13 protein-coding genes are annotated in these 14662 nt (G+C 50.4%); 8 read left to right on the top strand and 5 right to left on the bottom strand.

The window, feature by feature from the left end:
• Positions 1-53: 53 nt before the first annotated feature.
• Both ACYVEA_RS32010 and ACYVEA_RS32005 read right to left on the bottom strand, forming a co-directional pair.
• On the bottom strand, positions 54-1037 hold the full coding sequence (locus ACYVEA_RS32010; protein WP_461117447.1) for an alpha/beta fold hydrolase: 984 nt from the start codon (positions 1035-1037) through the stop codon (positions 54-56).
• A gap of 70 nt (positions 1038-1107) precedes the next feature.
• Positions 1108-1371 (bottom strand): hypothetical protein, encoded by a 264-nt coding sequence (locus ACYVEA_RS32005; RefSeq protein WP_461117446.1) that lies wholly within the window; start codon positions 1369-1371, stop codon positions 1108-1110.
• Between the two features lie 36 nt (positions 1372-1407).
• Here ACYVEA_RS32005 and ACYVEA_RS32000 point away from each other — a divergent pair, with 36 nt between their 5' ends.
• A complete protein-coding gene (locus ACYVEA_RS32000) occupies positions 1408-1647 on the top strand; it encodes a hypothetical protein (protein WP_461117445.1) in 240 nt (79 codons plus the stop codon).
• Positions 1648-1678: 31 nt separating this feature from the next.
• Here the strand turns inward: ACYVEA_RS32000 and hemN are convergent, their stop codons facing one another.
• Positions 1679-3043 carry an oxygen-independent coproporphyrinogen III oxidase gene (gene hemN, locus ACYVEA_RS31995; protein ID WP_461117444.1) on the bottom strand — a complete coding sequence of 455 codons (1365 nt, stop codon included), beginning with the start codon at positions 3041-3043 and terminating at the stop codon, positions 1679-1681.
• A 154-nt stretch (positions 3044-3197) separates the two neighbouring features.
• Between hemN and ACYVEA_RS31990 the strand changes: the two genes are divergently transcribed.
• Positions 3198-5612 (top strand): heavy metal translocating P-type ATPase, encoded by a 2415-nt coding sequence (locus ACYVEA_RS31990; protein ID WP_461117443.1) that lies wholly within the window; start codon positions 3198-3200, stop codon positions 5610-5612.
• A 335-nt stretch (positions 5613-5947) separates the two neighbouring features.
• Here ACYVEA_RS31990 and ACYVEA_RS31985 read toward each other — a convergent pair whose 3' ends face one another.
• Positions 5948-6940 (bottom strand): hypothetical protein, encoded by a 993-nt coding sequence (locus ACYVEA_RS31985; RefSeq protein WP_461117442.1) that lies wholly within the window; start codon positions 6938-6940, stop codon positions 5948-5950.
• A gap of 1100 nt (positions 6941-8040) precedes the next feature.
• Here ACYVEA_RS31985 and ACYVEA_RS31980 point away from each other — a divergent pair.
• Complete coding sequence (locus ACYVEA_RS31980; RefSeq protein ID WP_461117441.1) at positions 8041-8460, top strand: LIC_13387 family protein; 420 nt, start codon at positions 8041-8043, stop codon at positions 8458-8460.
• 182 nt (positions 8461-8642) lie between these two features.
• Here the strand turns inward: ACYVEA_RS31980 and ACYVEA_RS31975 are convergent, their stop codons facing one another.
• Positions 8643-9392 carry an acyl-CoA desaturase gene (locus tag ACYVEA_RS31975; RefSeq protein WP_461117440.1) on the bottom strand — a complete coding sequence of 250 codons (750 nt, stop codon included), beginning with the start codon at positions 9390-9392 and terminating at the stop codon, positions 8643-8645.
• A 221-nt stretch (positions 9393-9613) separates the two neighbouring features.
• Here ACYVEA_RS31975 and ccoS point away from each other — a divergent pair, with 221 nt between their 5' ends.
• From ccoS to ccoG, 5 genes are all read left to right on the top strand, one after another.
• Positions 9614-9835 (top strand): cbb3-type cytochrome oxidase assembly protein CcoS, encoded by a 222-nt coding sequence (ccoS, locus tag ACYVEA_RS31970; RefSeq protein WP_461117439.1) that lies wholly within the window; start codon positions 9614-9616, stop codon positions 9833-9835.
• The gene (gene ccoN / locus ACYVEA_RS31965) at positions 9832-12042 is read left to right on the top strand and encodes a cytochrome-c oxidase, cbb3-type subunit I (protein ID WP_461117438.1); all 2211 of its coding nucleotides are present in this window, start codon (positions 9832-9834) and stop codon (positions 12040-12042) included. Before ccoS ends, ccoN begins: the two co-directional genes overlap by 4 nt.
• Before the next feature lie 113 nt (positions 12043-12155).
• Positions 12156-12326 (top strand): hypothetical protein, encoded by a 171-nt coding sequence (locus tag ACYVEA_RS31960; RefSeq protein WP_461117437.1) that lies wholly within the window; start codon positions 12156-12158, stop codon positions 12324-12326.
• A 15-nt stretch (positions 12327-12341) separates the two neighbouring features.
• Positions 12342-13181 (top strand): cbb3-type cytochrome c oxidase N-terminal domain-containing protein, encoded by an 840-nt coding sequence (locus tag ACYVEA_RS31955; protein WP_461117436.1) that lies wholly within the window; start codon positions 12342-12344, stop codon positions 13179-13181.
• An 11-nt stretch (positions 13182-13192) separates the two neighbouring features.
• Positions 13193-14659 (top strand): cytochrome c oxidase accessory protein CcoG, encoded by a 1467-nt coding sequence (gene ccoG / locus ACYVEA_RS31950; protein ID WP_461117435.1) that lies wholly within the window; start codon positions 13193-13195, stop codon positions 14657-14659.
• Positions 14660-14662: the final 3 nt, after the last annotated feature.

Genomic DNA, 14662 nt, shown 5'->3' with positions numbered 1-14662 from the left:
CGGAAATAGACACGATTTATGTTAGCCGTAGGCTTATCGGCATGTTTCGCTATTTATTTTGTGAGGAATACCCGGTTCAGAAAATTAGTTATGTATGTCAGGGTTGGGGTAAACCAGGGGTTGAAAAACATGAACGTATGAGGTGCATCGGGAAAGGTATGCACATCTGAATAGATCCCCAGATTGTTCAGTTTTTTTATCAGATCGTCGCGCCCGCCATGCATACGATCTACGGAACTGTTCAGAAATAAAATCGGGGGTGTATGTTTATCGATGTGGTTAAGGGCTGAGGCTTCCTGCCATAAATCGGGCCGTTGCGTCTTGGAGTAGCCAAACCAATACGTAGCGGCTGACGTCGACTTTGAATCATCGCCCTCCCCCGATTCCGGATGAATAAAGGCCAGCACGCCATCAATATCAACAATGGCCTGAACGGCGCTCGAATGCCGTGCGTTGTCTCCTGTTCCTTCAAAAGTTGACTGTCCGTTCGTGGTGCCTACCAACGCGGCCAACTGTCCACCCGCCGAAAAACCCAGTACCGCAATTTGGGTTGGGTCAACAGCATATTTCCCTGCATTCGCCCGAACCCAGCGAATAGCTGCTTTGACGTCATGCACGGCGGCTGGATACAAAGCCTCCGTCGATAACCGGTATTCGACCGGAATGGCCACAAATCCGTTGGCCGCCAGTTGAGCCGCCAGCGTGTTGTTGTGCGACCGATCGCCCGACCGCCAGCCGCCACCGTGAATCATGACAATTGCCGGACGAGTTTTTCCGGAAGCGGCTGGTCGAGCGTAGACATCCAACTGGAGGTTTCTTCCTGAGTTGGGTATACTGTACGTAATCGCTTTATCAATACGTACGCCGACTGGCAATGTTGAATCGGCCAATGTGATGTCGGGATGGTATTTCTTCTCGCGCAGGTATGATCCCTGAACTGTAAACGACGTGTCCCGGCCGCCAGTTGGTTTTAGTTGACCATAAGTTGCGGGTATCCTTAAACCGAGAATAAGCAGTAAAGCAATACGTTGATTCATAGAGTTTTAGTCAATTAATGAAGTGGGTTGTTCCTGCATTCTATCTGGCATCGAGAAGCCGCGTCATTTTTCATAGCCAGGTTTCGCATACGATTGTCCATTGTTGCGTTGATCCCGGATTATTTCGCCGGGCATAGCCACCTTGTGGAAATATAGGGAGACTGGCCGGAATTTTCTTGTCAATCAACGCCTGATAAAATAGCAAACTATTTCGCTGATCGACAACTGTGTCATGAGGCATTGATGCTGGCAAACGAATACGTATACCGGGCGCAGTAAATAAGTGGATGGCGATAATGACGGCCCCGGTAGCTACTTCGGTTTCGAGCTGCACTATGGCTAAATGGTATCGCAGCCAACCAGCACTATAATGCTGTATCGCCAACAGCCGTTTTTAGCTGGCATGGTGGACCATCCGGATTATCAATCTGTAGCGGAGAAAGACGGTATCGAAGCTATTGTTGGTCAGAATGAAAAAGAATACCTGTTGGCCATCGACAATTTCAGCCAGGATGAGCTGATTGCGCCTAAAGACCTGCTGCTTATTAAGGGCAACCGGCATGACAACCGACAGCTCATCAGGGGGCCGCTCATGCAGGTTATCTACTAATAAAAGAGGAACAGGAGGGGTGTTGAGCGCATCAGACGGTTTGTGAAAACAGTCGTTCGGTACGTTGGCTACGGGCCAAATGTCGATCAAAGGCCATGCAGATATTCCGTAGGAACGGACGCCCTTCGGGCCGAACCCACAGGCTCGTTTCGTCGTAATCCAGCAGACCATCCAGGCGGAACTCGTCGAGCTTCTGGCTCAATACGTCCCATTCAGCATCGCTCCAGTCGTCCACCTTCCAACTGGTTTTGAATTGACACATTATGTCCAGGATTATCCTGCGGATTCCCCTGTCTTCTTCGCTTAATAAATGGCCTTTCTGGATGGGAAGTTCACCCAGCAAGATGCGCTGTTGATACGTATCAACGTCTTTTTCGTTCTGCATAAAGGCTGTTCCTACGTCGCTGATCGCTGACACACCAAGGCCCAGTAATACGCCGGTCTGGGTAGTTGTGTACCCCATAAAGTTACGGTGCAACCGGCCCGACTGCATGGCCTTGTAGAGCGGATCGTGCGGCAGGGCAAAATGATCCATACCGATCTCTGTATAGCCACCCGCCTGTAGCAAATCACGACCCAGTTCGTAGAGTTCGCGTTTAACTTCGCCAGTTGGCAGGTCTTCATCCCGGAAGCCGCGCTGGCCATTTCCCTTCATCCAGGGGACATGCGCGTAAGAGTAAAACGAAATCCGGTCGGGACGAAGCGTCAGGGTTTTGGCTATGGTCTTTCGAATGGATTCGGGTCGCTGAAACGGCAACCCAAATACCAGATCGTGGCTGATAGAGGTATACCCGATTGCCCGCGCCTGTTCGGTAACGCGCTTTACGTTGGTAAAGGGCTGGTGGCGATGAATGGCAAGCTGAACGGCGGGGTCGTAATCCTGCACCCCGAAGCTAACCCGGCGAAAGCCAAAGTCGTACAACGTTTGCAGATGTTCTTTCGTCGTGTTGTTGGGGTGCCCTTCCCAGCCATAATCAGGATCGTCCGCCGGATCGGCCCACTGAAAAAGACCATCCAGTAAGCGCCGGAGCTGATCCGGCGAAAAAAAGCTGGGCGTTCCACCACCCAGGTGTAACTCCGCAATGCGGGGGCGCTCCGGGAGCCAGTCGCAATACATCGCCCACTCAGCCAGCAACGTATCGATGTACGGTTGTTCGACGCCGTGGTTGCGGGTGATGCGTTTGTTGCAGCCGCAAAATGTACACAGGCTCTCGCAGTAGGGCATGTGAATATACAGGCTGATGCCGCTCGCGTAGTTAGTTTCGGCAAAGGCGGTGGTCAGGCGCCGTTGCCAGCCGAGTCGGTTAAAGGCATCAGTGTTCCAGAAAGGGACAGTTGGGTAGCTGGTATAGCGGGGGGCGGCTACGTTATACTTAGCGATCAGTGAATCAGTCATGGGCCAAATCTGACCCATTTAAGGAATGAATCAGGCTGCTCAAAGTTCACTACGTACGCTCGGCGCAACACCAACCAAAATCAGCCAACAATCTGATTTATATCAGCCAATGTTCAATTGACCAGCGCCAATTTTGAGGGAAATACCCGCCACGATGACCACCGCTCAGTCAACGAAAACCGTCTGCTATCACTGCGGCAGTACCTGTGCTACCGATACGAACCCTATTTTTTTTGACGATAAGCCGTTTTGCTGCTCGGGTTGCCAGACCGTTTATCAGGTTTTGAGCGAACACCAGCTCTGCCAGTACTACGACCTGAATTCAACGCCGGGCAAGTCCATGCCGGGCAACTCCATGCCGGGCCGTACGGCTGAACTCGATCATTTAGCCTTTCTGGACAATCCCGCCATTGCGGCTCAACTGATCGATTTTCAAAATGACAACGTAGCGCACGTCACGTTTTATGTACCCGCCATTCACTGTTCATCCTGTTTGTGGCTCCTGGAACACCTCTACCGTATGGAGCCGGGCGTGCAGCAAACCCGCGTCGACTTCCTGAAAAAGCAGGTACATCTGGTAATCAATCCAGCCCAGATCTCGTTACGTCAGGTGGCCGAACTACTCACCTCGCTGGGCTATGAGCCGCTTATCAGTCTCAACGACGTTGTGAAGCAGCAGCAGAAACCTACGTACCGACCCCTGCTGTACCGGCTGGCCGTGGCAGGGTTTTGCGCGGGAAATATCATGCTTTTCAGTTTTCCCGAATACCTGGGCCTGGATGATCCAAAGTTTAAACATGTATTTGGCCTGCTAAATTTGCTGCTGGCCACGCCCGTTGTGTTTTATTCAGGCTCAGGCTACTTCGCGTCGGTCTGGAAAAGCCTTCGCCGTCACGTTCGTGGTAGGCTCATTAACATCGATTTTCCAATTTTACTGGGAATTCTGGTTGCCTATTTTCGGGGTACATATGAAGTCCTGGTATTGGGTGGCGCAGGGTATTACGATTCAGTTAGTGGGTTGATATTCTTTCTGTTATGTGGAAAATGGTTTCAGGAGCGTACCTACGATTTTCTGTCTTTCGAGCGCGATTATAAATCGTATTTCCCGCTGGCTGTCCAGCGTCTTACGGGCGAAGTCGAAACATCTGTACCAGTAGCTGATTTGCAGAAAGGGGACCGTATTCGGGTTCGTCACGGCGATTTGATTCCGGCCGATGGCTTGTTGTATCGGGGCGATGGACTACTTGATTATTCGTTTGTGACGGGTGAATCGGCGCTGGAATGTAAGGAGCCGGCCGCATTGCTCTACGCAGGCGGGCGACAGATGGGCGGCAGCATCGACCTCGAAATCGTGCGCGACGTATCACAAAGCTACCTCACCCAACTCTGGAATAACGACGCGTTTAAAAAAGACCAGTCGAGTCAAACGCGAACCTTTGCTGATGCCGTGGGGACCTATTTTACCCTGACTGTACTGACGCTGGCCACTCTAATTGGCACCTACTGGTACGTATGGGCTGGTCAGCCTGCTACGGCGGTGAATGCGTTTACGGCTGTACTGATTGTGGCCTGCCCCTGCGTGCTCTCGCTGTCCTATCCGGTGGCATTGGGACATGGCTTGCGGCTATTGAGTAAACGCGGGTTTTATCTCAAAAACGCTACCGTGATTGAGCAACTTTCCCGCTGCCATACGGTCGTTTTTGACAAAACCGGCACGCTGACCACACCGGCCCCGAAGTCGGTAACCGAATCGTTTGAGCGTCCGCTATCCCCCATTGAGCGGAGCATGGTTCGAGCCGTAGTCAATCAGTCGGCGCACCCATTGAGCCGCCGACTAAGCCAGTATTTGGCCGACGGGTTGCCCATGGCCGTAGAGAATTTTACGGAACTACCCGGTCAGGGTGTGATTGGGGTAGTGGATGATTACGTAGTAAAAATAGGCAATGCGGCTTTTGTTGGCGGGGTTGCCGAGCCAGGTGGCTCAACTGTCCACCTGAGTATCGGCGGAACGTACCGGGGACGGTTTCAATTGGCCGCCCACCTGCGCGACGGGCTGGCGGATATGCTGACGACTCTGCGAGAACAAGGCAAACAGCTCTACCTTTTGTCTGGCGATACAGCCGCTACCCGCGATAACTTGCAAACCTGGTTTGACGATGATGCGATGACGTTTGATTGCCAGCCCGAAGACAAACTCAATTTTATTCGGGCATTGCAACGTAGTGGTCAGAAAGTTCTGATGATCGGCGATGGACTGAACGATGCGGGTGCTTTGAAACAAGCCGATGTGGGTCTGGCCGTGACGGATGATACACTCCAGTTCACACCCGCCAGCGACGCGATTCTGGAAAGCCGATCGCTACGTGATCTACCTGATTTGCTGCAGTATAGCCGGTTTGCCATGCGGCTCATCCAGTTCAGCTTTGGTGTGTCGCTGCTGTATAACCTGGTGGGGCTGTCATTTGCCGCTACAGGTCACCTCTCGCCGGTCGTGGCTGCGGTGCTCATGCCACTGAGTTCAGCAACAATGGTGCTGATTGCTACGGTTGGTATGCGCCTGAGAGCCTGATTGGTAAAAATTGCTCGTGTTCATCCCATACAGGCTCGCTCAGAGCCGAAACAGGCAATAGGGATTTAGCGAATTCAGGGTAAAGTAGACTACAAGGGCGTCCGCCCTTCCCTGACCGAGCTCAATACGTTAACTCAATTTTTAAGTTACAGGAATTGGCCCGATTTCCCGCTCGGAACACCCGCAATGCCTGTTGAGCAGCCTGTTCAGTTGCCGTTGACCGAAAAGCCCAGTTCGACTATCTGTTGGTTGGCTCTTGCCAGCGTCTTTCTACTTGGATTCGTAACGTTTCTATTGGTTGGCGGAAAACAGAAAGTCCGCTGGGACATGATCTTCTAATCAACGGTATTTATTCGCTTGACCAGGTTGGATGGAAAGTAAAAGTTGATACCCGTCTGCTGCTGTATATCAGCTAACAAACCGATTGTCTCTATGCTACTTAGCCCGATCTCTTGCCTTGACTGATTTACTTGCTTCCTGGCTTGGCTGGTCAATGACTGACTCAAGTAGCCGAAGTGCGTTTCTTGACGGTCACTCTTGACTGCTACGTACCAATCATCAATCATGGCAAATTCGTAGGGTGACATCGCCCCTGACTTAAGGGCTTGTACGAGCTTGGGTTTTATGCGCGCATACAACGTGTCGTTCAGCGCATATCGTTTGCTGATTGAATTGTGATGACTCAATATGACTGAAGCCCAATACCCATTGTGAATGAGTTTTTCACCGGGATATCCGTACGCGTCGATAATCTTGTTTAATTTAGCTACTTGCTGTTCACTATGAGGAGCAAATCGTTTTTCGGCGTAGCGTTCCTGTCCTTTAGCGCCAAACGTAAATAGCGCCAGCAGGGCCTTTCGCTGGTCCTTCCTGAACATCTTTTCAAGGTGATTTCGAACCTGTTGATTCCCGCCGTTTTGATAGAGGGCTCTTAACGAGTCGTATTGCTGTTCGACCAATCGCCATTCGGGCTCGCTTTGAAGCGTACGAACCAGGACATTTTTCTTTATCTGCCTGAGCGTCCATCCGGTGGCTATTGCTCTCCGTAAATACGTAAACGCCTGCCGCTTTTGGCCCGTTTTTAGCGCCAGTTGAGTGGCCACTTTGTACTCCCTTGAAAAGATAAACTCATACGTATCGAACACGTGCCGATATAAATCTAAGGCCTCTTGATAGTCATGGTGAGTGATATGAGTATGAGCCGTAGCAATGGTGTTATGATAGAGTGTGTAGTCTTTTTGATTGCCTTTGTCCTGCATACTGTCAGGCAGGCATCTGACTAAGCTGAAGGCATTCAGAAAAAGATAGAGGGCAAGGAAGTGGCTCATACGAGGTTTTTATCCTCTAGACGCGGCTAGGTGTAGCTAGGTTGTAAGCCGTTAAGAAGTTTTAACAACTCGTTGGTTACCGAATAGGCACATACTCCCTTAGTAATTCCAGATAGTCTCAACCCAACAACGTATTATGAGCACATAGCTTACCTATCGTTTGTATCAGAAAGGAGCGCTTTCAGGAACATCTATTCTTAGACGTATCAACAACTATGGGTTCATACATGCCAACCAATGGATAGCATTACAGGTCTTATCGAAAAGACTTCTGTTATGAATAGTAAACCGGCTACTCTATTATTGTTTTGTTTACTGGTAGGATGCAACGGATCAGGAGTTGAGCCAGGGGAGGTAGCCGCTACCACAAAAGGATATCTTTACATTGATAACTGGGGCAAGTCCTGTGGGAGTGGAGGGCTAGTAACCGTTATCAATGCAGATACTTATTTGGCGACTAATTCGGTGCCGGTGGCTTATGAAGGTAATTCCAGCGAGCCTGTTCCAGTATGGATACGATACGAAAAACTGAGTCCTGATTCCTGCGCTCAATTGACAAACCGAATTAAAATTTTGTCGATACGTAAAAGAGACTAATCAAGAGCATTGTCTCCTGAAAGGCCTCATTTGCTTTCTAGTGAGTTGGGTTGCCAGGCGATAAACAAAAAAGCCAGACGACGAGAGGTCACCTGGCTTTTTTGCCGCTTACTCGAGCAGTTATTATTTAAAATCAGGTGCTTTTCACAGCATCCCCGTCGAGCAGCGATTACAGATATAAAAACGACTTCCAGCAGAAATTGTTTTCAGAAAGCGAAATTTGACGCATAATTTTTCAAAAAATTTACTCTTTCTTCCAGGCTGTCATTTTTTCTCAAATGGGAGGCTTATTTGACGCTAGCAACTACGCAAGTAGATTCGTCTGGATTAGTCGATCAGCCTGACCAGTAGGAGGGAGCACTTGCCGTTCATTCAGCAAGTACCCCAGTATAATACATCAAACCGTAAATTTTCGACAGTACGTCCCTGGGCCGATTGAGTTTCTTGCTCAAGTCGGGAAGTGTTAATTGATAAACCCTATTTTTGGTCAAAACCTAAAACCTATGCTGTCAAAATACTTCTGGATGACGGGCTCGTTGATCATTGCTACCTTAGGTAGTATTCATTTGTATTTAACTTTTTTTACCACTGCGTTTTCGTCAGGAAATGAGCAGATGATTGAGCAGATGAAAGCCTCATCCCCTATGCTGAGTCCAGCCATAAATATGTGGAAGGCGTGGATTGGCTTTAATGCCAGTCACAGTAGCGGGCTGTTATTTATTGGATTGCTTAATTTCTATTTAGCACTTCGCTACTTTGGCCAGGTTCAATCCGATCCCTTCTTTTTCTTTATGACAGTCCTTACAATCGGCTTTTACGGTTGGCTAGCCGAAAAATACTGGTTTACTATTCCCTTTGTGGGTGTGTTGGTGGCCCTGATTTGCTACGTGATTTCTTATGTTTTAACCCTGGTAAACGACTGATTTATTGGTTGTTAACCAGGCTGTCTATCAGCAGGAGCCTTTTCGTGAGAATCTTTCCCTGTTAGCGAAGCAGTGCTACACCCACCCAATAGGTAATCTCGTACTGCGTTTTGTCGTTCGTCTATTTTACAGCTCAGGGCACCTATTTTAGGGTATGGTAGCAACCGATTTTGCATGGACGTTTACATATACGCTTCGTCGCGGCCTACGCGGAGCTTCACGATTTTCAGGGTATTAAGCATCTTCAGAATCGGGTAAGCCGGGTCGAACTCGTGCCAGCGGAAGCCGCCGAAGTTGGCCCGCCCACCGTATTTGTGGTGATTGTTGTGATACGATTCGCCCATCATCAGAAAATCAAATGGTAGCAGATTTTTGGCGGTGTCGTCTACCTCGAAGTTCGTATACCCGTAACGGTGGGCGTACCAGTTGATGATAGCTCCGTGGATTGGTCCCATCAGAAACTGCACCGGTAGCAGCAGAAATAACCAGGGCGACGTAGCAAACTGGATGTAAAACAGGGTATAAAGTGTTCCCCACGCTATCCTGACCGGCCAGCGGCTACCGAAGCGCTCCATCCATTCCCAGTTGGGCACGCCCTTTTTGAACTTCGCCGGAACCGAGTCCCGATTGTTCTTGATGTCGCTATAAAAGAGCCGGGTCTTCCACATCATATCGAACAGGTTCCTGGAATACTGGGGCGAATGGGGATCGAACTCCGTGTCGGCATGGGCGTGGTGCAACCGGTGCATAATGCCGTAGGCGCGCGGACTCAGAAACGACGACCCCTGTCCAATGAACGTCAGTACGTAAAAGAATTTTTCCCAGCCTTTGCTCATGGTGAACATCTGGTGGGCAGCATAGCGGTGAAGAAATAATGTCTGCATCAGCACTGAGAAATACCAGTGCGCAAGGAAGAAAGCGAGAATGATCATTTAAAAAGAGCCCACAAGTGGCGTGGGCCATTTAACGCATTAAAGTGAATTGCCGTAAAAGTAGGTGGCCTGACTTGTCCCGTTCCTGACTGTCCTCAATGTATCACCTGAGTTTTGTTAACCCGGTTGATCGCCTGATAGAACTCAGCTAACACCCTGACGAAGCTCATTCATTGCCCGCCAGATTTACCGCACTTTTGGCTTGTCAAACGCCACTGGGAATGTCTATACTCTTTTTTATGATTGGAATCAGCCTACTGATGGCACTCGGATTCCTGGGCGCTTTTATCTGGTCGATGCGTACCGGGCAGCAGGATGATCTTTTTACGCCTTCGCTCCGCATGCTACTCGACGACAACCCGCCCGACGAATTATCCAATCAGGTAACTCCTGCTGAATCAAGACCTCATATTTCCTCGAAAACTTCTACTACTGCTGTATGAACGTTAGCACGAACCAACCGCCCCTCATCATTTCGCCCGACCGGGCGGCTATCGGGCAACCGCCACCGGGCCAGCGACCCGTTATCGATCGATTCGCCTACGACAATACCACCGTCCGTAATTTTGCGGTGGCCACCATCATTTGGGGGATCATAGGAATGCTCGTCGGGGTGATTGCAGCCACGCAGTTGTTTGCGCCAGCGGCCAACCTCGGTAACCAGTACACGACGTTCGGACGTATCCGGCCCCTGCACACCAACGCGGTGATTTTCGCCTTTGTGGGCAACGCCATATTCATGGGCGTCTACTATTCGCTGCAACGGCTCTGCAAAGCCCGGATGTTCTCGGACCTGCTCAGCAAACTTCACTTCTGGGGCTGGCAGCTAATTATCCTCTCGGCCGTGGCTACGTTACCACTCGGGCTAACAACCTCGAAAGAATACGCCGAACTCGAATGGCCCATCGACATTGCCATTACGTTGATCTGGGTCGTGTTTGGTATCAATATGTTCGGTACGATCATCAAGCGCCGGGAGCGGCATTTGTATGTAGCGATCTGGTTCTACATCGCTATGTTCGTTACCATTGCGGTGCTGCACATCATCAATTCGATGGCCATTCCGGTTACGTTCCTCAAAAGTTATTCGCTTTATGCCGGGGTTCAGGATGCGCTGGTGCAGTGGTGGTATGGCCATAATGCAGTGGCTTTCTTCCTGACAACGCCGTACCTGGGCATGATGTATTACTTCCTGCCCAAGATGGCCAATCGGCCCGTGTACTCCTATAAACTCTCGATTCTGCACTTCTGGGCCTTGATTTTTCTTTATATCTGGGCTGGTCCCCACCATTTACTATACAGCTCGCTGCCCGACTGGGCGCAGTCGCTGGGGGTAGTGTTCTCCATTATGCTCATTGCGCCGTCCTGGGGTGGGATGATCAATGGTCTCCTGACGTTGCGGGGTGCCTGGGATAAGGTGCGTGAAGATGCCATTTTGAAATTCATGGTCGTTGGCCTGACTGCCTATGGTATGGCAACGTTTGAAGGCCCTTTGCTCTCGCTCAAAAACGTAAATGCCATTGCCCATTTTACCGACTGGATTGTGGCACACGTTCACGTGGGGGCGCTGGGCTGGAACGGATTTCTGACGTTCGCTATGCTGTACTGGCTCATTCCCAGAATGTACCATACACCCCTATTCTCGAAGAAACTGCTGAATACGCACTTCTGGCTGGGTACGTTAGGTATTCTGTTCTATGCGGTGCCGATGTACATTTCGGGCTTCACGCAGGGAATGATGTGGAAGGAGTTCACGCCAGAAGGTACGCTACGGTATAGTAACTTCCTGGAAACCACGCTGCAACTACTGCCTATGCACCGGATGCGGGCTATCGGCGGAGTACTCTACCTGGTTGGTGCTATTCTGATGGGGTATAATCTCTTCAAAACGATGGCCGCCGGAACATTGATCGCCAATGAACCCGCCGAAGCCCCCGCCTTACCCAAAGCTTATGTACCGACAGGCAGTGATACGTACTGGCACCGCTGGTTCGAGCGCAAACCTATCCCGCTGCTGGTCGGCTCGTTAGTTGTCATTTTGATCGGTTCGCTGATTGAGCTGGTGCCGACGTTCATGGTGGATAGCAACGTACCGACCATTTCGGCGGTGCAGCCTTATACCGCCCTTGAAGTCGAAGGCCGCGACCTCTATATCCGGGAGGGTTGTGTGAACTGCCACTCTCAGATGGTACGTCCGTTCCGCTCCGAAACGGAGCGATATGGCGAGTACTCGAAAGCCGGTGAGTTCGTGTATGATCACCCATTTTTGTGGGGTAGTAAACGGACCGGTCCTGACCTCCACCGAGAAGGCGGCAAATACCCCGACTCCTGGCATTACCACCACATGCAGGACCCCAGTTCGATGTCGCCCGGCTCAATTATGCCACCTTATCCCTGGCTTCGGGAACAAAAGCTGGACGTATCCAATACGGCTGATAAGCTGAAAGCACTTCGCAAAGTGGGTGTTCCTTACCAGGACGTAGCGATTCAGTCTGCGACTGAAGACCTGCAAAAACAGGCGGGTACCATCAGCAGCCAATTAGCCAAAGACGGCATCAAGGTTCAGCCCGACCGCGAAATAGTAGCCCTCATTGCCTACCTGCAACGACTGGGTACGGATATTAAGAAAATGGAAACGGTACAGAAATAAATGATGAATTATAAATGATGAATGATTGCCGGGTCGTCGGTGCGATGATAAATACACATCCATAGCTTATCATACATCATTTATAATTCATCATTCATCATTCCCTTAAAGTCATGTTCAAGCAATTTATTTCCAAAATTCCGGGGGCGGACCTCTATATGGTGGGTTCATTTCTGACCTTCTTCCTCTTTTTTGTGCTGGTTGGGCTGTATCTGTGGCTGGCCGACAAAAACCATATGGGCCAGATGAGCCGCCTGCCGCTCGATGATTCCTCCACCGATTAACCTACGCTATCTCTCATGAATCTGTTTTTAATCTTTTTATCGAGTGATCCAGTTAGATCGATCTGGGCGATTGAATCGGGTGAGGAATTAGCGCTGCTTTTACTGGCGACACTGCTGCTGGTCGGTATGATCGTGGTGGCGCTCGTGGCGGTGTATCTGATGCTCATCCTGCGAAAAGCCCTTGGACAGGAACCCATTGCCAAACGGGCCGATCCCCGTACGTTCTGGCAACGTATCGCCGGACTGCACGCGCTCAGTCAGGAGAAAGAACTGATGCTGGAACACGCCTACGATGGCATTGAGGAACTTGATAACCCAACTCCGCCCTGGTTCATGGGGCTGTTTTACAGCACTATTGCGTTCGGGGTCGTTTACCTGTTCGTGTTCCATGTCTTCAACGTGGGCGATCTGCAAACCGCCGAATACACCCAGGAAGTGGCTATGGCCGATCAGCAGCGCGAGATTTACATTAAAAAAGTGGCTGGGTCGATCAATGAAAATACCGTTTCCCTTGTAAAAGAGCCAAAGGCGCTTGCGGCCGGAAAGGCAGTGTTTTTGCAAAGCTGCGTCGCCTGTCACGGGCAGCAGGGACAAGGGGGCGTTGGCCCCAACCTGACGGATGAGTACTGGCTGCATGGCGGCACAATAAAAGCGGTCTTTCATACCATTACCGAAGGGGTTCCTGAAAAGGGGATGATGTCGTGGAAAAAACAGCTTAATCCCCTGCAGGTGCAACAGGTAGCCAGTTATATTCTGTCGCTGCAAGGCACCCAACCCGCCGATGCGAAAGCCCCACAGGGAACCAAAGAAATGCCGAACGTACCAGCCCAAACCGAAAAGGTAGCCGTCCGGTAACGAAAAAAACTATGAATACCGAACTCAACGTAACAACACCGGCCGATGATTATTTTCGGTCGCACTTGCCGAATCAGAACGAAAACGGGGGGCGGCAGTGGCTGTACCCGCGTGCTACGTCGGGGCGGTTCACAAAATGGCGTACGGTGATTGCGGTTGGGCTGCTGGCGGGGTTGTTTGCCGGACCATTCATCTGGGTAGATGGGCATCCCCTGTTTCTGTTCAACGTATTGGAACGCCGGTTCATCTTTTTCGGCGTAACGTTCTGGCCGCAGGATTTTTACCTGGTCGCTATCGGTCTGATTACGTTCATTGTGTTCATTACGTTGTTTACGGTGGTTTTTGGGCGGGTATTTTGTGGCTGGGCCTGTCCGCAAACGATCTTTATGGAAATGGTTTTTCGTAAAATCGAAAGCTGGATCGAAGGCGATTACAACGCTCGAAAACGACTCGATGCCGCTCCCTGGACGACCGAAAAGGTTCTTAAAAAGACCGCAAAGCATGGCGTGTTTTTCCTGATCTCATTTGCTATCAGCAATACATTTCTGGCCTACCTCATAGGTCGGGATCAGTGGTTAACCTTAATCACCGCTAACCCGGCCCAACACCTGGGGGGCTTGACGACTATCCTTGTTTTCACCGGTGTTTTCTACGGTGTATTCGCCTATATGCGCGAAATTGTCTGCACGACTATTTGCCCCTATGGGCGATTACAAAGCGTACTGCTGGATAAAAATTCGCTCATCGTCGCCTACGACTACATCCGGGGCGAACCGCGCGGGAAAAAAGTGAAGAATGAAGAATTAAAAGTGAAAAATAGCAGTACTACTCTTCATTCTTCACTATTAACTCTTCACTCACCAAAAGGCGATTGTGTTGATTGCAAACTTTGTGTGCACGTTTGCCCGACGGGCATCGATATACGTAACGGAACCCAGATGGAGTGCATCAACTGCACCGCCTGCATGGATGCCTGTGACGAGGTGATGATCAAAATTGACCGTCCATTGGGTCTGATTCGGATGGATTCGCAACAGGGAATCGAGACCCGAAAACCCTTTCGATTTACGAAACGAATTATGGCCTATACCGGTGTGCTGGTTGTACTCGTAGGCGTGTTGGGATTCCTGCTTGTCAGTCGGCCATCACTTGACGTAACGATACTACGGGCACCGGGGCAACTGTTTCAGCGCGAAGCCAATGGGCAGGTCGCTAACCTGTATTCGGTGGAGGTGATCAATAAAACGTATCGGGCGTTGCCTGTCCGATTCCGGCTCAACCGCCCCGACGCTACGTTGCGATTTGTGCAGCCACTCAGCCAAACCCAACCCGGCGAACTGACCAAAACCATGTTTTTTATTACACTGCCCGAGAAAGCCATTCAATCCGACAAAACCAGGTTGACCATCGATGTACTGACGGGTGATACCGTCGTTGATCAGCTAGAAACGAGCTTTTTAGGTCCTGTAAACCCATAACGT

The sequence above is a fragment of the Spirosoma jeollabukense genome, assembly GCF_054777855.1.
Note: the sequence above shows the minus strand (reverse complement) of the source record. Positions and strands in the feature narration are given on the sequence as shown.